The sequence below is a fragment of the Pseudomonas sp. JAI115 genome (assembly GCF_014200835.1).
GTDB lineage: Bacteria > Pseudomonadota > Gammaproteobacteria > Pseudomonadales > Pseudomonadaceae > Aquipseudomonas > Aquipseudomonas putida_A.
Map to the genome: position 1 here is coordinate 84,431 of NZ_JACHCY010000015.1, position 21,325 is coordinate 105,755.

A 21,325-nucleotide genomic window follows, 5' to 3' on the forward strand; every position below is an offset into this window, starting at 1 on the left:
CAGTCAGAAGCGGCTGACGCCGAAGCTGTTGGGTTGCAACGTGCGGATGTCGGCTTCGTGGCAGATATCCAGCAGGTAACCGAGCAGGGTGCGCGTATCGCGCGGGTCGATCAGGCCGTCGTCCCACAGGTTGGCGCTGCCGTAGAGCGCGGTGGACTGGCTGTCGAGTTTCTGCGCGGTGACCTGTTCGAGCATGTCGAGCATTTTCGGATCCGGCACCAGGCCTTCCTTGAGCTGTTTGGCCTCGGTGACGATGCGCAACACCTTGCCGGCCTGCGCGCCGCCCATCACCGCGGTGCGGCTGTTGGGCCAGGCGAAGATGAAACGTGGATCGAGACCGCGCCCGCACATCGCATAGTTGCCGGCACCGTAGGAGCCACCGACGACAATCGTCAGTTTAGGCACTCGCGCATTGGCCACCGCTTGAATCAGTTTCGAACCGTGTTTGATCACGCCTTGCTGCTCGGACTCGGTGCCGACCATGAAACCGGTGGTGTTGTGGAAAAACAGCAGCGGCGTCTGGCTCTGGTCGCACAGCTGAATGAACTGCGCGGCCTTGCTCGCCCCGGCCGGCGTTATCGGGCCGTTGTTGCCGATCAGGCCGCAGGCGCGACCGTGGATTTTCAATTGGCCGCAGATGGTTTGCTGATCGAACTCGCCCTTGAATTCGAGAAACTCCGATTCATCGGCAATCCGCGCAACGATTTCGCGCACGTCGTAGGGCTTCTTAGGGTCGTCGGGAATCAGCCCGAGCAACTCGTCGATCGGGTACAGCGGCGCCTTGTATTGCGGCTCGGGCAGCCACGGCAGTTGCTCGTTCCACGGCAGCATGCGCAGGATTTCGCGCACCAGCCGCACGCCATCCGCATCGTTCTCGGCCAGATACTCGGCGGTGCCGGCGACCTGTGCGTGCATCTCGGCGCCACCCAGTTGTTCATCGGTGGCGACTTCGCCGGTTGCGGCTTTGAGTAGCGGCGGCCCGGCAAGAAACAGCTTGGCCTTACCGCGCACCACCACCACGTAATCCGACAGCCCCGGTTGATAGGCGCCACCGGCCGTCGCCGAGCCGTGCACCACGGTAATTTGCGGCAAACCCATGGCCGACATCCGCGCCTGATTGGCAAAACTGCGTGCGCCTTCGACGAATATCTCCGCCGCATAATTGAGGTTGGCGCCGCCGCTCTCTGCCAGAGTGATCACCGGCAGTTTGTTTTCCAGGGCGATCTGTTGCAGCCGCAGGGATTTTTTCAGGCCGGTGGGGGAGATCGTGCCGCCCTTGATCGCGCTGTTGTTGGCCACCACCATTGCGCGTATGCCGGACACGTAACCGATGCCGGCGATCAGGCCGCCACCGGCAGCGCTGCCGTCCTTGTCGTCGTGCAGCTTGTAGCCGGCCAGACTCGCCAGTTCGAGGAACGGCGCACCGGGGTCGAGCAGCAGGTTCAGGCGTTCGCGGGGCAGCAGTTGCCCGCGCTTGTCGAATTTGCCCTTGGCTTCGGCAGCCTTGTTCAGCAGGTTCTGTTCCAGTTGCTGGACTTGCTCGATGGCCGTGAGCATCGCCGCGCAGTTGCGCGCGAAAGCTTCACTGTGCGGATCGAGTTGGGACTGGATCTGCGGCATGGCTTACTCCTTGTCCTTGAGCACGTCGGGCAGGTACGCCCGATGGAAACCGTTGAACGACTCGCTGTGGCTTGCCTTGTGCAACGGCCATGCGCGGCTGCCGAGACTGGCCGCACCATCGATTTTCAAGGTGCTGCCGCTGATGAACGCCGCCGCCGGGCTGAGCAGAAAAACGATCGCCGCACTGACCTCCGATTCGGTACCGATGCGTTTGAGTGGCACGTGTTCGCGCAGGGTCGGGATCACCGCTTTGAACGCGCCTTCATAAGTGTCCATGCCGCTGGATGCGATCCAGCCCGGCGCCACCGCATTGACCCGCACCCCGGCGTACCCCCACTCGAACGCGGCGGTTTTGGTGAAGTTGTCCATCCCCGAACGTGCCGCGCCCGAGTGGCCCATGCCGGGCATGCCGCCCCACATGTCGGCAAGCATGTTGACGATGTTGCCGCCGTGTTTGCTCATCGACTGGTTGAACACTTCCCGGGCCATCAGGAAGCCGCCGACCAGGTTGGTGCGCAATACGGTTTCAAAGCCTTTCTGATTGATCGCGGCCAGTGGCGACGGGTACTGGCCGCCGGCATTGTTGACCAGACCGTGGATCGGCCCGTGTTCGGCGATCAACTCGGCGACCAGTTGTTTCACCGCGTCTTCGTCACGGATATCGCAGGCCTGCCAATGGGCGCGGCCGCCGTCTTCGCTGATTTCGGCGGCGACCTTTTGCAGCTTCTCCGGTTTGCGCCCGACCAGCAGCACAGTGGCGCCGAGCGCCGCCAGTTCATGCGCGGTGCAGCGCCCGATGCCACTGCCGCCACCGGTGACGATGATGGTCTGGCCGCTGAACAGATCGGCTTTGAAAATCGATGCGTAAGCCATGAAGCCCAACCTCTAGTCGAGTTGTTCGGCGATGCTCTGCGGCACCGGGATCTGGATTTCCAGCAGTTGCTGAGCGAAGGCCTTGCCCTGGGGATCAATGCGCAGACTCGCCACGCCTCCGCCGCCAAGCGCGTTCTCCAGCAGAAAATTCAGGCTGTGGGTGCCGGGCAGGTACCAGCGTTCGACCCGGCCGTGAATCGGGTCGAGCACATGGCGCATCCAGTCGACGATCACCGCCGGCGTCAGCGCTTCGGCGATCCATGGCAGGTATTCCGGCCGGCGCGGCAGGACGCCGATGTTGCTGTGGTTGCCCTTGTCACCGGAGCGCGCCACCGCCAGTTTCACCAACGGCACACTGGCGTCGGCGCGGCCCTGGGGTTTGGGTGGCTGGTCGGGGGTTGGCAGGTCATGGCTGTCGAGCGGCCTTTGCGCGGGGAGGGCGCAGGGATGCTGTTCACCGGCCATGTCGATGTGCAGGGTACAGGCGGTTTTATCGATCAGGAACGAGAATAGCCGGATCAGCGGGTATACCGTCGGCCGTCCGCCGACGATTCCCGTCAGTCCCGGTGCCATGCCGGTGGCAGCCTGGGCGATTTCCCGGGAGAACAGGATCAGCGCCGGTTTCAGTGGATGGCGCACCGCAAGTTTGATCACCACCTCGCGGCTGTCCCGACGCTGGCCGTGAGGGCCGTATGTGGCTTCGCTGCCGAGCAGTTCAATGTTGACTTCGCTGTAGGGTGGCCAGCCGCGCTGGCTGAACATTTCTGCAGTCTTGTCGATGATTGCCTGACTGACGCGGCGCGCCTTGTCCACCGCATCGATGCCGGCGATCAGGCAACTGGCGGTGCAGCGGAAACCGTCCGGGTAAGTTGCGCTGACCTTGTATTTATCGCTGGGCGGCAGGCCTTTGGCTCCGTGGACGTGCACGGCGTTTTTGCCCTGTTGCTGCAGTTTCACTTGAGTGAAATCGCAGACTACATCCGGCAACAGATAGGCCTGCGGATCACCGATTTCATAGAGCATCTGCTCGCCAACCGTCAGCGGCGTCACCAACCCGCCGGAGCCTTCGGGTTTGCTCACGATGAACTGGCCGTCGGCACTGACTTCAACGATGGGAAAACCGATGTGTTCGTAGTCCGGCACGTCGCGCCAGTCGGTGAAGTTGCCACCGGTGCATTGCGCGCCGCATTCGATGATGTGCCCGGCCAGCGCGGCCTGGGCCAGTTTGTCGTAGTCGTGCCACGCCCAGCCGAACTCATGCACCAGCGCCGCACTGACCACCGCGCTGTCGACCACGCGCCCGGTGATGACGATGTCGGCGCCCAGGCGCAGGGCTTCGACGATGCCCGGTGCGCCGAGGTAGGCGTTGGTCGATACGCACATCGGCGGCAGCGGCGCGCCGTTGAACATTTCGTGGATGCCTTGGGCGGCAAGTTGCTTGAATTGCGGTTGCAGGTCATCGCCGAGCAGCACGGCGATTTTCAGCTTGACCCCGGCCTTGTCGCAGGCGGCTTGCAGGGCGGCGGCACAGGCTTTTGGATTGATCCCGCCGGCATTGCTGATGACGCGGATTTTCTGTTCAGCCAGTTGCGGCAGCAGCGGCGCGAGCACCTCAACGAAGTCCCCGGCGAACCCTGCCTGCGGGTCCTTCATGCGCGCGCCGGCCATGATCGACAGGGTGATTTCGGCCAGGTAATCGAACACCAGATAATCCAGCTGTCCGCCGGCCACAAGTTGTGCGGCGGCGGTACTGGTGTCACCCCAGAATGCGCTGGCGCATCCGATCCGAACGGTGGTGGGCATTTTTATCTCCGACTCAGGAACCTGCGACAGAAGTGTCTGGAGGCTACCAAGCAAGCGCTTGGTTTGTAAACCACTGAAATATCTTCTGCCCAAGCGCTTGCTTGGTTGCGGCTCGCGGCTTAAATTGCGCGCAACCCTGCGTGTTCAGGGGGCAACAGACTGATCGACTGTAGGAGAGAACGGGTGGACGAGCAAAAAGCCCTGAGGGTCATGCGCGAACTGGTCGACCAGGGCCAGTTGACCGACCCTGACAGCGCCCGCGGCAAGTTGCTGCAAGTGGCCGCTCACCTGTTTCGCAACAAAGGCTATGAACGTACCACCGTGCGTGATCTGGCCGGGGCGGTGGGGATTCAGTCCGGAAGCATTTTTCATCACTTCAAAAGCAAGGATGAAATCCTCCGGGCGGTGATGGAAGAAACCATCCGTTACAACACCGCGTTGATGCGCGCTGCGCTGGCCGAAGCCAGCAACGTGCGCGAGCGGGTGCTGGCGCTGATTCGCTGCGAGTTGCAGTCGATCATGGGCGGCAGCGGCGAAGCCATGGCGGTGCTGGTCTATGAATGGCGTTCGCTGTCCGAAGAAGGTCAGGCCCGGGTGCTGGCCCTGCGCGATGTCTATGAAGACCTCTGGTTGCAGGTGCTGGGCGAAGCCAAGGAGGCGGGGTTTATCCGTGGCGATGTATTCATTACCCGACGTTTTCTCACTGGCGCGCTGTCTTGGACCACCACCTGGTTTCGTGCCGGCGGCAGCCTGAGCCTCGATCAGTTGGCCGATGAAGCGCTGATTCTGGTGCTCGAAGAGCGTTAACCCACGTTCCAACAGGTCAGGAAACTGGCTAACTGGGCGAAACCGCCTAGCTTGAATGCATTGATCGGTATTTTTTCGGGGAGTGGGGTGTTTTGAAGTCTTCGCCAATTCGGACGGCCACGGGGCTGGTACTCGTCGCGCTGACGGCATTTTCAGGGTTGCCTGCGCAGGCGGCGCAACTGGTTCGAGTGGGCGCCGCGCACTTTCCGCCTTACACCATCCGCCCGGAAAACGGAGCCGACACCGGTCTGCTGCCGGAATTGGTCGAAGCGCTGAATGCGTTGCAGACGGAGTATCAGTTTGTCCTGGTACCGACCTCGATTCCCCGGCGTTTCGGTGACTTGAAGGAAGGGCGCACCGACATGGCGATTTTCGAAAACCCGGAGTGGGGCTGGAAGGACATTCCACACACCACGGTCGATATGGGTCTGGAAGATGCCGAGATTTTCGTCGCGCAACGCGAAGAGGGTCGGCAGCAGGATTACTTCTCGGACCTCAAGGGCAAGCGGCTGGCGCTGTACAGCGGTTATCACTACGAGTTCGCCAATTTCAACGCCGACCCCAAATTTCTCGCGGATACGTTCAAGGCCACGTTGACCTATTCCCATGACAGCAACCTGTTGATGGTGCTGCGCGGGCGCGCCGACATTGCTTTGGTCACGCGCTCTTACCTGTTCGACTACCTGAAACGCAACGAAAAGGTGGCCGACAAGTTGCTGGTGTCGCAGCGCATCGATCAGGTTTATCACCATTACTCCATTCTGCGCCCGGCCGCGCCGATCACCGGCGAGGCGTTTGGCAAATTGTTGCAGGAGCTGCGGGACAACGGACAGATGCTGAAGATTTTCGAGCCATACAAGATCGCTCTGGTACCGGTACCGCAACACTGATTTCACCCCGCCGGCTAAATTTTCCCGTGCGGCTCACGTCCCATCGTTGAACTGTCGACGATTATCGTGAGCCCGACCCATGTCCAATCTGAATGACCTGACTGCCCTGGCCTTGCCTTCGGGCAGTGAACTGGTAGCCGATGCTACTGAAAGCCGTCTGAGCCTGAGCCTGGACGGGCAACCGCTGGTTCGCTTGCGTCTGAATCGTGACGGCACCGGCCCGATTCAGCTCGATGAGCGTTTTGCCCTGCCCCCCGGCCTGGCGTTGTGGGCGGCCTGTTACTGGTTGTTCGCCCGTGAGCCGGAGCGTCAGCAATTGCTCTGGCAACTGGACCAGCCGCCCACCGAAGCCTTGCTCAGCGGCTTGCTGGTCAGCACCGAAGTGGCCGGCGAATACCGCTGCGAACGCACCCTGTTCTGGCAATTGCCGCAGCCATGGCTCGGTACATCGCTGAGCGGCAGCTACCCACAACAAATGGTGATCAGCCAGGGCAAGCGCCATCCGCTGCGTCCGGTCAAGCCGCGCGGCGAAGTCTATCGACGTTTCGATGCACGCCTCGGGGCGTGGATCTCCCTGCGCACGGTGGAGATCGAGCAGGATCTGGCGCGTTTCAATCGCTGGCAGAACAGTCCACGTGTCGCCAGTTTCTGGCAGGAGGAGGGCAGTCTTGAGCAGCATCGCGAATACCTGAGCAAGCTCGACGCCGATCCGCACACGCTGACGTTGATCGGCTGTTTCGACGATCAGCCGTTTGCCTATTTCGAGGCCTACTGGGCCAAGGAAGACCGTATCGCGCCGTTCTATGATGTCGACAATTACGACCGTGGCATTCACATGCTGGTGGGGGAAGAGAATCACCGTGGCCCGCACAAGGTCGCGAGCTGGTTGTCGGCGCTGGTGCACTATCTGTTTCTGGATGATCCGCGTACCCAGCGCGTGGTCGCCGAACCGCGTGCCGACAACGCGAAGATGATCGGCCACATGCAGAATCAGTGCTTCCACTGCGAGAAGGAATTCGACTTTCCGCACAAGCGCGCGGCGTTGATGATTCTGGGGCGTGAGCGGTTTTTTGATCGGTGCAAGCTGGCCTGAGGTTCAGGCCTCAAAGATCTACGTGATCTTGAGGCCGCATTCGCGAGCAGGCTCGCTCCCACACAGGTTCTGCATACACAGGACAAATGTGGGAGCGAGCCTGCTCGCGAATGGGGTTACCACGATTTCGCTGATTAACGACGACCCATCGAAGCCGCATCCCCGCGACTGCCCGACACCTTGCGGCAGTGCACCAGCGCATCGCGAATCATGAAATTGACCAGGGTTGGCGAGACGCCGAGTTCCTTGGCGATGTCCTTTTGCGGCACGCCGTGCAGACGGTACATCTCGAAGGCGTAGCGGGTGCGGCTGGGCAGTTCGGTCAGCGCGTCGGCGATGTGTTCCAGCGTCGAGAAGTTGATATGCGAGGTTTCCGGCGAAGCGCCCTGAATGACCACATTCAACCCTTCCTCTTCCGGGCCTGAGTACTTCTGTTCCAGCGCCTGTTTGCGGTAGTGATCGATGGCGAGGTTGCGCACGATCTGGAACAGATAACTCAATTGCGCCTTGATCGACGACGTGATCGGCGGGGCCGACTGCAAGCGGAAGAACGCATCCTGCACCACATCTTCGGCGCGTGAACGGCAGCCGGTAATGCGCGCTGCAATCTTCACCAGAATCAGTCGATTGTCGACGAAGGCCTGAAGTAGCGGTGAATCGCACCTGCTTGTGGATACTTGTTCCGTCATGGAAATCACCTTGCTGCCAATAGGTTAGTGGGACGCCTGGGGGACGGGGCCGTCCTACACATCGAGCGACAAATTATGTTGAATGATAATGATTGTCAATTGAGAAAGAGAACTAATGCTCCGTAAAGGTGCGAATCGAGAACTGCGACACACCGCCACACCCCAGCCCCCGTTGGCGATCCAGCCTGCCGACTAATTATTTCAAGACGTCATCCGTTCTCATTGGTGAATGGTTCCGGGTACCGAGCCCCGGCCAGACAGCATTCCGATGCCTTGCGCGGTCGGCACAGACCGCGCCCTGCACGCCCTCGATCGGCGTGACGCAGCAACCCGATTCCACTTAGCAAGCCGAATTCAGGCAGGAAACCTCATGACCGACGCGTTCGAACTCCCCAGCACTCTGGTCCAAGCCCTCCAGCGCCGTGCGGCACAGACGCCGGATCGCCTGGCCCTGCGCTTTCTCGCCGAAACCGAGGAGCAGGGCGTGGTGCTCAGTTACCGCGAACTCGATCAGCGCGCGCGCACCATTGCTGCCGCGCTGCAGGCCCAGGCTGAGTTCGGTGATCGCGCGGTGCTGCTGTTTCCAAGTGGCGCAGATTACGTCGCGGCGTTTTTCGGTTGCCTGTACGCCGGGGTGATCGCCGTGCCGGCCTATCCGCCGGAGTCCGCCCGTCGTCATCATCAGGAACGCCTGCTGTCGATCATTGCCGACGCCGAACCGCGTCTGTTGCTGACCAGTGCCGACGTGCGCGATGCCTTGCAGCAAATCGACGGCGCGCCGCCGTTGCTGTGCGTCGATACCCTCGACAACGCCCTGGCCGAGCGCTGGGTCGAACCGGCTCTGCCGCAAGACCACATCGCCTTCCTGCAATACACCTCCGGCTCCACCGCGCTGCCCAAAGGCGTGCAGGTCAGCCACGGTAATCTGGTGGCCAACGAGCTGCTGATTCGCCACGGTTTTGGCATCGATGTGAACCCTGACGATGTGATCGTCAGCTGGCTGCCGCTGTACCACGACATGGGCCTGATCGGCGGCCTGCTGCAACCGATTTTCAGCGGCGTGCCGTGCATCCTGATGTCGCCGGCTTACTTCCTCGGTCGCCCGTTGCGCTGGCTCGAAGCGATCAGCCAATACGGCGGCACCATCAGCGGCGGGCCGGATTTCGCCTATCGTTTGTGCAGCGAGCGGGTCAGCGAATCGGCGCTGGAGCGCCTCGACCTGAGCCGCTGGCGCGTAGCCTATTCCGGCTCCGAACCGATCCGTCTCGATACCCTTGAGCGCTTCGCCGAGAAGTTCACCCCGTGCGGCTTCAGCGAAGACAGCTTCATGGCCTCCTATGGTCTGGCCGAGGCGACCCTGTTCGTCGCCGGCACACCACGGGGCACCGGCATTCCTGCGCTGCGCGTCGATGATCAGGCACTGGCGCAAAACCGCGCCGAGCCGGGCGACGGCAGCCCGATCATGAGTTGCGGCATCAGCCAGCCTGAACATGCGGTGCTAATCGTCGATCCGGTAACGCTAAACGAACTGGCTGACAACCTCGTCGGTGAAGTCTGGGCCGCCGGCCCGAGCATCGCTCACGGCTACTGGCGCAATCCCGAGGCCAGCGCCAAGACCTTCGTTCAGCACGCCGGCCGCACCTGGCTGCGCACTGGCGATCTGGGCTTCATCCGCGACGGTGAACTGTTCATCACCGGGCGCCTGAAAGACATGCTGATCGTGCGCGGTCACAACCTCTATCCGCAGGACATCGAGCAAACCGTCGAGCGTGAAGTGGAAGTGGTGCGCAAAGGTCGCGTCGCGGCATTCGCGGTCACTCAGGACGGCGAAGAAGGCATCGGCATCGCGGCGGAAATCAGCCGCAGCGTGCAGAAAATCCTGCCGCCCGAAGCACTGATCAAAGCCATTCGCCAAGCGGTGGCCGAGGCCTATCAGGAAGCGCCAAGCGTGGTGGTGCTGCTCAACCCGGGCGCGCTGCCGAAGACTTCCAGCGGCAAGCTGCAACGCTCGGCGTGCCGCAATCGTCTGGCCGATGGCAGCCTCGACAGCTACGCGGTGTTCCCGTCCGCCGAGGTGCAAAGTAGCGAATCGAGCCTGGCAGCTTCGGAGCTGGAAGCGCTGATTGGCAATATCTGGGCCGAGCAACTCAACCTCAAACAGGTCAACGCCGACGATCACTTCTTCCTGCTCGGCGGCAACTCGATTGCCGCCACGCAAGTGATCGCCCGGGTCCGCGAAGAACTGGCGCTGGAGCTGAACCTGCGCCTGCTGTTTGAAGCGCCGACCCTGTCCGCATTCGCCGCTGCGGTCGCGCAACAGCAACAGGACGGCGGCAGCGCCCAAGGCGCAATCACTGCGTTGTCGCGCACGCAAGCACTGCCGCAATCGCTGGCGCAAAACCGACTGTGGGTCACCTGGCAACTCGACCCGCACAGCAGCGCCTACAACATCCCCGGCGCCCTGCGTCTGCGCGGCGAGCTGGACGAAGACGCGTTGCGCGCCAGCTTCCAGCAACTGATCGAGCGCCACGAGTCACTGCGCACGCGTTTCTTCGAACGCGACGGTGTGGCGCTGCAACAAGTCGATGCCGCCCCTGAATTCAATCTGCAACTGATCGACATCAGCGGCTTGCCGGCGCACGAGCGTGAAGCCCGCGCGCAACAGATCCGCGAGGACGAGGCGCGCACTCAATTCGACTTGGAAAAAGGCCCGCTGCTGTGGGTGACACTCGTACGCCTCGACGATGAAGATCATCAGCTTCTGGTGACGCTGCATCACATCATCGCCGACGGCTGGTCGCTGAACGTGCTGATCGACGAATTCTCGCGCCTGTACGCTGCGGCATCCCAAGGCCAGCGCGCCGAACTCGCGCCGCTGCCCACCCAATACGCCGACTACGGCAGTTGGCAGCGCCAATGGCTGACGCAAGGCGAGGGCGAGCGGCAACTGGCGTACTGGAAAGCCCAACTGGGCGACGAACATCCGGTGCTGGAACTGGCCACCGACCATCCGCGTTCGGCCAGACAATTGCACAGCGCCGCGCGCCACAGCGTGCGCCTCGGTGTCAGCCTCAGCGACGCGATCAAGCAGACCGCGCAGGCGCATCAATCGACGCCGTTCATGCTGTTGCTCTCGGCGTTCCAGAGCCTGCTGCACCGCTACAGCGGTCAGCGCGATATCCGCATCGGCATCCCCAACGCCAACCGTCCGCGCCTGGAAACCCAGGGCTTGATCGGCTTCTTCATCAACACTCAGGTGCTGCGTGCCGAGGTTGATTCGCGGCTGTCGTTTGTCGAGTTGCTGGCGCAGACCCGCGAGACTGCACTGGGTGCGCAGGCCCATCAGGATCTGCCGTTCGAACAACTGCTCGAAGCGTTCCCGCAGGCTCGCGAACAAGGTCTGTTCCAGGTCATGTTCAACCACCAGCAACGCGACTTGAGTGCGCTCAAACGCCTGCCGGGCCTGCTCGCCGAAGAGTTGCCGTGGCACAGCCGCGAGGCCAAGTTCGACCTGCAACTGCACAGTGAAGAGGATCGCAACGGGCGACTGACCTTGTCCTTCGACTACGCCGATGAACTGTTCGACGCGGCGACCATCGAGCGTCTGGCCGAACACTTCAGCAACCTGCTGCGCGCGGTCTGCGAGCAGCCGCAACAGGCGATCGGCGACCTGCCATTGCTCACTCCGTGTGAGCACGAGCAGCAACAGGCATGGAGCGTCGCCCCGTGCACCCCGGCGCAGCAATGGCTGCCGGAGCTGCTCAACGAACAGGCGCGGCGGACCCCGGAACGCACCGCGCTGGTGTGGGACGGAGGTAGCCTCGACTTCGCCGAATTGCACGCCCAGGCCAACCGCCTCGCGCACTATCTGCGCGACAAAGGTGTCGGCCCGGACGTGTGCGTGGCGATTGCCGCCGAGCGTTCGCCGCAACTGCTGATCGGCCTGCTGGCGATCATCAAGGCCGGTGGCGCTTATGTGCCGCTGGATCCGGATTATCCGGCCGAGCGCTTGGCTTACATGCTCAGCGACAGCGGTGTCGAGCTGCTGCTGACTCAGACTGCATTGCTCGACCGTCTGCCAGCCAGTGACGGCGTCAGCGTCATCGCCATGGACGCGCTGCATCTGGAGAACTGGCCGAGCCAGGCGCCGGGTCTGCACCTGCACGGCGACAATCTCGCCTACGTGATTTACACCTCCGGCTCCACCGGCCAACCGAAAGGCGTCGGCAACACCCACGCTGCATTGGCCGAACGTCTGCAATGGATGCAGAACAGCTATCGCCTGAACGACAGCGACGTGCTGATGCAAAAGGCGCCGATCAGTTTCGACGTGTCGGTGTGGGAATGCTTCTGGCCGCTGATCACTGGCGCGCGTCTGCTGATCGCCGGCCCCGGCGAACACCGTGATCCGCATCGCATCGCGCAACTGGTGCAGGAATACGGTGTGACCACGCTGCACTTTGTGCCGCCGTTGCTTGCGCTGTTCATCGACGAGCCGCTGAGCGCCGAATGCACCAGCCTGCGCCGGGTGTTCTCCGGCGGTGAAGCGCTGCCGGCGGAACTGCGCAACCGCGTGCTGGCGCAGCTGCCGGCGGTGCAACTGCACAACCGTTACGGCCCGACCGAAACCGCGATCAACGTCACCCACTGGCACTGCACCACGGACGACGGTGAGCGTTCGCCAATTGGCCGGCCGCTGGGCAACGTGATCTGCCGCGTGCTCGACGCCGATCTCAATCCCGTGCCGGCCGGTGTGCCGGGTGAACTGTGCATCAGCGGCATCGGTCTGGCCCGGGGTTACCTTGGTCGTCCGGCACTGACTGCCGAACGTTTCGTGGTCGATCCACTGGGCGAGCAGGGCGTACGGCTGTATCGCACCGGTGACCGTGCACGCTGGACCGCCGACGGTGTGATCGAATACCTCGGGCGCCTCGATCAGCAGGTCAAGCTGCGGGGTTTCCGCGTTGAGCCGGAAGAAATCGAAGCGCGGCTGCTGGCCCAGGACGGCGTCGCCCAAGCGGTGGTGCTGGTGCGTGAAACCGCAGCCGGCGCGCAACTGATCGGCTACTTCACCGCTGTCGATGCCAGCGAAGATCAGCACGCGCAGATCGCCCATCTGAAAACTGCGCTGGCTGCCGAACTGCCGGAATACATGGTCCCGGCGCAACTGATGCGCCTGGACGCAATGCCCCTCAGCCCAAGCGGCAAACTCGACCGTCGCGCTTTGCCTGAGCCGCAGTGGCAGGTGCGTGAACACGTCGAACCGGTCACTGAGCTGGAGCAACAGATCGCCGCGATCTGGCGTGAAGTGCTGGGTCTGCCACGGATCGGTCTGCGCGACGACTTCTTCGCCCTCGGCGGACACTCGTTGCTGGCCACACAAATCATCTCGCGCAGCCGTCAGGCCTGTGACGTCGAGCTACCGTTGCGTGCCTTGTTCGAGCACAGCGAACTCGGCGATTTCGCCGAACAGATCCGCCTGATCCAGGCCAGCGGCCAGACCAACCAACAGCCGCCGATTGCCAAAGTCGATCGCAGCCAAGCGGTGCCGTTATCGTACTCGCAACAGCGCATGTGGTTCCTCTGGCAGATGGAGCCGGACAGCCCGGCGTACAACGTCGGCGGCATGGCGCGCCTGCGCGGCGTGTTGCACGTCGAGCATTTCGAGGCCGCGTTGCAGGCGCTGATCCTGCGCCACGAAACCCTGCGTACCACGTTCCCGAGCGTCGATGGCGTGGCCCGTCAACAGGTGCATGCCGAAACCGGCGTGCGCATGGGTTGGAAAGATTTCTCGAAACTGCCGGCTGACCAGCGTGAACAGAACGTCCAGCAACTGGCCGATGACGAAGCGCATCTGCCGTTCGACCTGGAAAGCGGCCCGCTGCTGCGCGCCTGTCTGGTGAAGACCGCCGAGCACGAGCATTACTTCGTGCTGACCCTGCATCACATCGTCACCGAAGGCTGGGCGATGGATATTTTTGCCCGCGAGCTCAGCGCGCTGTACGAAGCCTTTGTCGATGAGCGCGATTCGCCGCTGGAAGCATTGCCGGTGCAGTACCTGGATTACAGCGTCTGGCAGCGGCAGTGGCTGGAGTCCGGTGAGCGTCAGCGTCAGCTCGACTACTGGACTGCGCATCTGGGTCGCGAACATCCGTTGCTGGAACTGCCCGGCGATCGTCCGCGTCCGCCGGTGCAAAGCCATCAGGGCGAACTGTTCCGTTTCGATCTGAGCGACGATCTCGCCGCCCGCGTTCGAGCGTTCAATGCGCAAAACGGTCTGACCCTGTTCATGACCATGACCGCTGCGCTCGCCACCTTGCTCTACCGCTACAGCGGCCAGACCGACCTGCGCATCGGCGCACCGGTGGCCAACCGTATTCGTCCGGAAAGCGAAGGGCTGATCGGTGCATTCCTCAATACTCAGGTACTGCGTTGCCAGCTCGACGGGCAGATGTCGGTGGGCGAGTTGTTCGAGCAAGTGCGCCACACAGTGATCGAAGGACAGTCGCATCAGGACCTGCCGTTCGATCATCTGGTCGAAGCGCTGCAACCGCCACGCAGTGCGGCGTACAACCCGCTGTTCCAGGTGATGTGCAACGTGCAACGCTGGGAATTCCAGCAGAGCCGCATGCTCGCCGGGATGACCGTCGAGTACCTGGCCAACGATGCGCGGGCGACCAAGTTCGACCTCAACCTGGAAGTCACCGACCTCGACCATCGCCTCGGTTGCTGCCTGACCTACAGCACCGATCTGTTCGACGAACCGACCATTGCGCGCATGGCCAAACATTGGCGCAACCTGCTGGAAGCGTTGATCGCCGATCCGCAACAGCGTCTGAGCCAATTGCCGCTGCTCGACCCGACTGAACAACAGCGGTTGCTCGACAGCCTCGGCGTTGAACCGGGCGAACGTCGTCTCGACCAGTGCATCCATCACCTGTTCGCCGAGCAGGCGCTGGCGCGCAAAGATGCCCCGGCCCTGACCTTCGCCGGACAGACGCTGAGCTACGCCGAACTCGACGCCCGCGCCAATCGCTTGGCCTGGGCCTTGCGCGAGCGTGGTGTAGGCCCGCAAGTGCGGGTCGGTCTGGCGCTGGAGCGCTCGCTGGACATGGTCGTCGGCCTGCTGGCGATCCTCAAGGCCGGCGGCGCTTATGTGCCGCTGGACCCGGAATACCCGCTCGATCGCCTGCACTACATGATCGAAGACAGCCGCATCGGTCTGCTGCTCAGCGACCGCGCGATGTTCAAAGCGCTTGGCGCTCTGCCGTCGAACGTGGCGCGCTGGTGCCTGGAAGACGACTGCGCGGCGCTGGCGGATTACCCGGCCACTGAGCTGCCCTTTATCAGCCTGCCACAGCATCAGGCCTATCTGATTTACACCTCGGGCTCGACCGGCAAGCCGAAAGGCGTGGTGGTGTCCCACGGTGAAATCGCCATGCATTGCCAGGCCGTGATCGAACGTTTCGGCATGCGCCCCGACGACTGCGAACTGCACTTCTATTCGATCAACTTCGACGCCGCCACCGAGCGTCTGCTGGTGCCGTTGCTCAGCGGCGCGCAGGTGGTGCTGCGAGCGCAAGGGCAGTGGGATGCGGAAGAAATCTGCGGGTTGATCCGCACCCATCGGATCAATGTGCTCGGCTTCACCCCGAGCTACGGCAGCCAGCTGGCGCAGTTCCTCGCCACGCAGAATGAAACTCTGCCGGTGCGGATGATCATCACCGGCGGCGAAGCGCTGACTGGCGAGCACCTGCAACGGATTCGTGCTGCGTTCAAACCGAGTCTGTTCTTCAACGCCTATGGCCCGACCGAAACCGTGGTCATGCCACTGGCCAGTCTCGCCCCGGAAGTGCTGGAAGAGGGCGCCGGCAGCGTGCCGATCGGCAGCGTGATCGGTGACCGCGTGGCGTACATTCTCGATGCCGATCTGGCGTTGGTGCCGCAAGGCGCGACCGGTGAATTGTTCGTCGGCGGCGCCGGTCTGGCGCAGGGGTATCACGACCGTCCGGGCATCAGCTCTGAGCGCTTCGTGGCTGATCCGTTTGCCGCCGATGGCGGGCGTATGTACCGCACCGGCGATCTGGTGCGCCAGCGTGCCGATGGGTTGGTGGAGTATCTGGGGCGGATCGACCATCAGGTGAAAATCCGTGGTTTCCGCATCGAGCTGGGCGAGATCGAAACCCGTCTGCTCGATCACGCTTCGATCCGTGAAGCGGTGGTGCTGGCGCTGGATGCGCCGAGCGGCAAGCAACTGGTGGGCTACCTGGTCAGCGAAGTTGCCGAGCAGGGCGAAGCGCAACAGGCCGAACTGCGTGAAGCACTGAAGTCGCACCTCAAGGCGCAATTGCCGGACTACATGGTGCCGACGCACCTGATCCTGCTGGCGAGCATGCCGCTGACCGCCAACGGCAAACTCGACCGCCGCGCCTTGCCGGCACCGGATCCCGAGCTGAATCGTCAGCACTACGTCGCCCCGAGCAGCGAGTTGGAGCAGACCCTGGCACAGATCTGGTGCGAGGTGCTCAACGTCGAGCAGGTCGGGCTCAACGACAACTTCTTTGAACTTGGTGGCGACTCGATTCTGTCGATTCAAGTGGTCAGCCGGGCGCGGCAGCAGGGCATTCATTTCAGTCCACGGGATCTGTTCCAGCATCAGACGGTGCAGACCCTCGCCGCTGTCGCCAGCCGCAGCGAGCAAGTCACTGCCGAGCAGGGACTGGTGCTCGGTGAGTCGGCGATGACGCCGATTCAACACTGGTTCTTCGACACTGATATTCCTGAGCGTCAACACTGGAACCAGGCGTTGCTGCTGGAACCGACAGTGGCGCTGGAACCGCATCGTCTGGAGCAAGCCCTGCTAGCGGTGATCGAGCAGCACGACGCCCTGCGTCTGCGCTTCACTCAGGCCAACGATCAATGGCAGGCAACGCATCAACCGGTGTCCGACGCCGAGGTGTTGTGGCAAGTGCGGGTGGCGGCGATGGACAAGTGCGCAGCGCTGTTCGCCGATGCCCAGCGCAGTCTCGATCTGCAGAACGGCCCGCTGCTGCGCGCCTTGCTGGTGGATGGTCCCGAAGGGCAGCAACGCCTGTTCATTGCGATTCATCACTTGGTGGTCGACGGCGTGTCGTGGCGCGTCTTGCTCGACGATCTGCAAACCGTGTACCGCCAGCTCGAAGCCGAACAGTCGGTAAAACTGCCGGCGAAAACCAGTGCCTTCAAGGACTGGGCGGCACGTTTGCAGGCCTACGCCGGCAGCGAATCACTGCGTGAAGAACTGAACTGGTGGCAAACCCAACTGGCCGGATCGAACGCCGAACTGCCGTGCGAAAACCCGCAGGGCGGACAGCAGAATCGTCACGCGCAAACCGTCAGCGTGCGCCTGGATGCCGAGCGTACCCAACAACTGCTGCAACAGGCACCGCGCGCCTACCGCACGCAGGTCAACGATCTGCTGCTGACTGCGCTGGCACGCGTGCTGTGCCGCTGGAGCGGGCAGCCGTCGGCGCTGATTCAACTGGAAGGCCACGGCCGCGAAACCCTGTTCGACGAGATCGACCTGACTCGCACCGTCGGCTGGTTCACCAGCGCCTATCCATTACGCCTGACCCCGCACAACATCGAAGAGGCTGCCGGGCAGGGTGCTTCGATCAAAGCGATCAAGGAGCAACTGCGCGCGGTACCGCACAAAGGCCTCGGCTATGGCGTGCTGCGTTATCTGGCCGATGACCTCAGCCAGCGCAGCATGGCGGCGTTGCCGAACGCCCCGGTGACCTTCAACTACCTCGGCCAGTTCGACCAGAGTTTCGCCAGCGATGCGCTGTTCCGTCCGCTGGATGAATCGGTCGGTGCGGCCCACGATCCGCAGGCGCCATTGCCCAACGAGTTGAGCATCGACAGTCAGGTGTACGGCGGCGAATTGCTGCTGCGCTGGACCTTCAGTGCCGAGCGCTACGAGGCGCAAACCATCAACGATCTGGCCGACGCTTACCTCGGCGAGCTGCAAAGTCTGATCGAACATTGCCTGCAAGACACAGCCGGAGGCCTCACACCGTCGGACTTCCCGCTGGCGAAACTGACCCAGGCGCAACTTAATGCACTGCCGGTGCCGGCGGCGCAGATCGAAGACGTCTATCCGCTGACGCCGATGCAGGAAGGCATGTTGCTGCACACCTTGCTCGAACCGGGCACCGGTCTGTACTACATGCAGGATCGCTACCGCATCAACAGCGAGCTGGATCCCGAGCGTTTCGCCCAGGCCTGGCAAGCGGTGGTCGCCCGTCATGAAGCGCTGCGTGCATCGTTCTGCTGGAACGTCGGCGAAGACATGCTGCAAGTGATCCACACTCCGGGGCGCACGCCGATCGAGTATCTGGATTGGAGCGCCATCAGCGATGCCGAGCAAGAACCGAAGCTGCAGGCGCTGCTGAAAAGCGAGCGCGAGGCCGGGTTCGATCTGCTCAATCAGGCACCGTTCCACCTGCGCCTGATCAAGGTCGGCGCGGCGCGCTACTGGTTCATGATGAGCAACCACCACATCCTCATCGATGCCTGGTGTCGTTCGCTGCTGATGAACGATTTCTTCGAGATCTACACTGCTCTTGGTGAAGGTCGCGAAGCACAGTTGTCGCTGCCGCCGCGTTACCGCGACTACATCGGCTGGCTGCAACGCCAGAGCCTGGCCGAGGCGCGCCAGTGGTGGCAGCAGAACCTGCAAGGTTTCGAACGCACCACGCCGATCCCGAGCGACCGACCGTTCCTGCGCGAACACGCCGGCGAAAGCGGTGGCATGATCGTCGGTGACCGCTACACCCGTCTCAACGTTGAAGATGGCGTCCGGTTGCGCGAGCTGGCCCAGGCTCATCAACTGACCATCAACACCTTCGCTCAAGCGGCATGGGCCTTGGTGCTGCGCCGCCTGAGCGGTGATCGCGACGTGCTGTTCGGCGTCACCGTGGCCGGGCGCCCGGTGGAAATGCCGGAGATGCAACGCACCGTCGGCCTGTTCATCAACAGCATTGCGCTGCGGGTGCAGATACCGGCGGACGATCAGCGTGCCAGTGTGCGCCAGTGGTTGAGCGGGCTACTCGACAGCAACATGCAGCTGCGCGAGTACGAATACCTGCCGCTGGTGAACATTCAGGAACAGAGCGAATTGCCGAAAGGCCAACCGCTGTTCGACAGTCTGTTCGTGTTCGAGAACGCGCCGGTGGAAGTCTCGGTGCTGGACCGAGCGCAGAGTCTCAACGCGACTTCGGACTCCGGCCGTACCCACACCAACTTCCCGCTGACGGCGGTGTGCTACCCGGGCGATGACCTCGGTCTGCACCTGTCGTATGACCAGCGTTATTTCGACGAATCGACGATCGAGCGCATGCTCGGCGAGTTCAAGCGCCTGCTGCTGGCACTGGTCGATGGCTTCCATGGCGACATGGCCGACCTGCCGCTGCTGGGCTTTGATGAGCAGGACTTCCTGCTGCACGGCTGCAACCAGAGCGCCCACGATTATCCGCTGGAGCAGAGCTACGTGGCGCTGTTCGAAGCGCAGGTCGCGGCGCATCCGCAGCGCATCGCCGCCACTTGCCTTGATCAGCAACAGAGCTATGCCGAGCTCAACCTCAACGCCAACCGCCTCGGCCATGCACTGGTCGCCGCCGGGGTGCAGATGGATCAACCGGTGGCGTTGCTGGCCGAGCGTAATCTCGATCTGCTGGGGATGATCATCGGCAGCTTCAAGGCCGGTGCCGGTTACCTGCCGCTGGATCCGGGCCTGCCGAGCCAGCGTCTGCAGCGGATCATCGAGCTGAGCCGCACGCCAGTGCTGGTGTGCAGCGAAGCCTGCCGCCAACAGGCGCAGACTTTGCTCGATGAATTCAGCTGCGCCAACCGTCCACGGCTGTTGGTCTGGGAAGAAGTGCAGGCGCTGGCGACATCGCTGCAGAACCCGGGAATCTACAGTGGCCCAGACAACCTGGCCTACGTGATCTACACCTCGGGTTCGACCGGGTTGCCGAAAGGCGTGATGGTCGAGCAGCGCGGCATGCTCAACAACCAGTTGAGCAAGGTGCCGTACCTGCAACTGACGGACGCCGACGTGATCGCGCAGACCGCTTCGCAAAGCTTCGATATTTCGGTCTGGCAGTTCCTCGCCGCGCCGCTGTTCGGGGCGCGGGTGGACATCGTGCCGAACAGCATCGCCCACGATCCGCAGGGTCTGCTGGTGCATGTGCAGGCGCAGGGCATCACCGTGTTGGAGAGTGTGCCGTCGCTGATTCAGGGCATGCTCGCTTCCGATCGCCTGAGCCTCGACGGCCTGCGCTGGATGCTGCCGACCGGTGAAGCCATGCCGCCGGAACTGGCGCACCAGTGGCTGCTGCGTTATCCGCAGATCGGTCTGGTCAACGCTTACGGCCCGGCGGAATGCTCGGATGACGTGGCGTTCTTCCGTGTGGACATGGCTTCGACTCGCGGCAGCTATTTGCCGATCGGTACGCCGACCGACAACAACTTGCTGTATCTGGTCGATGGCGCGCTGGAACTGGTGCCGCTGGGCGCGGTGGGCGAGTTGTGCGTGGCCGGGACCGGCGTCGGTCGCGGTTACGTCAGCGATCCGCTGCGCACCGCGCCGGTATTCGTGCCGAACCCGTTCGGCGCGCCGGGCGAGCGTCTGTATCGCACCGGTGACCTCGCGCGGCGGCGCAGCGACGGGGTGCTGGAGTACGTTGGCCGGGTCGACCATCAGGTGAAGATTCGCGGTTACCGGATCGAACTGGGTGAAATCGAAGCGCGTCTGCACGAACAACCGGAAGTCCGCGATGCGGCGGTCGGCGTGCAGGAAGGCGTGAATGGCAAGCACTTGGTCGGCTATCTGGTCGCGGCGGATTCGGCGCTCAACCCGAGCGAACGTCTGGAGCGGATCAAGCAACGCCTGCGCAGCGAACTGCCGGAATACATGGTGCCGCTGCACTGGTTGTGGCTCGATCAGCTGCCGCACAACGCCAACGGCAAACTCGACCGCAAGGCCTTGCCGGCGCTGGAGATCGGCCAGTTGCAGAGCGAGGATTACCTGGCCCCGCGCAACGAACTGGAGCAGACCCTGGCCGACATCTGGGCCGAAGTGCTCAAGGTCGACAAGGTCGGAGTGCGCGACAACTTCTTCGAACTGGGCGGGCATTCGTTGCTGGCCACGCAGATCGCCTCGCGGGTGCAGAAAACCCTGCAACGCGATGTGCCGCTGCGGGCAATGTTCGAGTGCAGCACGGTGCAGGAACTGGCCGAGTACATCGAAGGCCTGGCGGCGAGTGACATGACCGAGGATAAAGTGGATCGCTTGAATGATCTGATGGCGGAGCTGGAGGGCTTGTAATCTTCGGCGTCTGTACCGGCCCCTTCGCGAGCAGGCTCGCTCCCACATGGGTTTTGTGTCGATCACAGATCCCCTGTGGGAGCGAGCCTGCTCGCGATTGGGGCGGCACATTTTCAGACATTTACACGGTTGACGATCAACAACCGGCAGCTCAGTCTGCCGGTTCTCTTTTTTGTCTCGG

At 62.8% G+C, this 21,325-nt stretch carries 8 protein-coding genes; 4 read left to right on the forward strand and 4 right to left on the reverse strand.

Annotated elements, in window-relative coordinates; translation table 11 throughout:
- Nucleotides 1–3 precede the first annotated feature (3 nt).
- The 3 genes from atuC to HDC30_RS24325 are packed head-to-tail and all read right to left on the reverse strand — an operon-like array spanning nt 4 to nt 4,296.
- Nucleotides 4–1,620, reverse strand: coding sequence for a geranyl-CoA carboxylase subunit beta (gene atuC, locus HDC30_RS24315; protein ID WP_183785452.1), 1,617 nt, complete (start codon nt 1,618–1,620; stop codon nt 4–6).
- 3 nt (nt 1,621–1,623) lie between these two features.
- Nucleotides 1,624–2,493, reverse strand: a complete 870-nt coding sequence (locus HDC30_RS24320) for an SDR family oxidoreductase (protein WP_183785454.1) — start codon at nt 2,491–2,493, stop codon at nt 1,624–1,626.
- 12 nt (nt 2,494–2,505) lie between these two features.
- Entirely contained in the window at nt 2,506–4,296 is a 1,791-nt protein-coding gene (locus HDC30_RS24325; RefSeq protein ID WP_183785456.1) for an acyclic terpene utilization AtuA family protein, read from the reverse strand.
- A 183-nt stretch (nt 4,297–4,479) separates the two neighbouring features.
- Here HDC30_RS24325 and HDC30_RS24330 point away from each other — a divergent pair, with 183 nt between their 5' ends.
- From HDC30_RS24330 to HDC30_RS24340, 3 genes are all read left to right on the forward strand, one after another.
- Nucleotides 4,480–5,103, forward strand: coding sequence for a TetR/AcrR family transcriptional regulator (locus HDC30_RS24330; RefSeq protein WP_027613405.1), 624 nt, complete (start codon nt 4,480–4,482; stop codon nt 5,101–5,103).
- A gap of 92 nt (nt 5,104–5,195) precedes the next feature.
- Nucleotides 5,196–5,993: an ABC transporter substrate-binding protein gene (locus tag HDC30_RS24335; protein WP_027613404.1), complete on the forward strand. Its 798-nt coding sequence runs from the start codon at nt 5,196–5,198 to the stop codon at nt 5,991–5,993.
- A 79-nt stretch (nt 5,994–6,072) separates the two neighbouring features.
- Complete coding sequence (locus HDC30_RS24340; protein WP_027613403.1) at nt 6,073–7,086, forward strand: GNAT family N-acetyltransferase; 1,014 nt, start codon at nt 6,073–6,075, stop codon at nt 7,084–7,086.
- Nucleotides 7,087–7,220: 134 nt separating this feature from the next.
- On the opposite strand, the gene HDC30_RS24345 is transcribed toward HDC30_RS24340, so the two are convergent.
- Nucleotides 7,221–7,775 (reverse strand): RNA polymerase factor sigma-70, encoded by a 555-nt coding sequence (locus HDC30_RS24345; RefSeq protein ID WP_027613402.1) that lies wholly within the window; start codon nt 7,773–7,775, stop codon nt 7,221–7,223.
- 370 nt (nt 7,776–8,145) lie between these two features.
- Between HDC30_RS24345 and HDC30_RS24350 the strand changes: the two genes are divergently transcribed.
- Nucleotides 8,146–21,144: a non-ribosomal peptide synthetase gene (locus HDC30_RS24350; protein ID WP_183785458.1), complete on the forward strand. Its 12,999-nt coding sequence runs from the start codon at nt 8,146–8,148 to the stop codon at nt 21,142–21,144.
- Nucleotides 21,145–21,325 lie beyond the last annotated feature (181 nt).

Bases quoted from the DNA above. Each gene is read 5' to 3' on its own strand.
- atuC (WP_183785452.1), bottom strand. From the start codon at position 1,620: ATGCCGCAGATCCAGTCCCAACTCGATCCGCACAGTGAAGCTTTCGCG.
- HDC30_RS24320 (WP_183785454.1), bottom strand. From the start codon at position 2,493: ATGGCTTACGCATCGATTTTCAAAGCCGATCTGTTCAGCGGCCAGACC.
- HDC30_RS24325 (WP_183785456.1), bottom strand. From the start codon at position 4,296: ATGCCCACCACCGTTCGGATCGGATGCGCCAGCGCATTCTGGGGTGAC.
- HDC30_RS24340 (WP_027613403.1), top strand. From the start codon at position 6,073: ATGTCCAATCTGAATGACCTGACTGCCCTGGCCTTGCCTTCGGGCAGT.
- HDC30_RS24345 (WP_027613402.1), bottom strand. From the start codon at position 7,775: ATGACGGAACAAGTATCCACAAGCAGGTGCGATTCACCGCTACTTCAG.
- HDC30_RS24350 (WP_183785458.1), top strand. From the start codon at position 8,146: ATGACCGACGCGTTCGAACTCCCCAGCACTCTGGTCCAAGCCCTCCAG.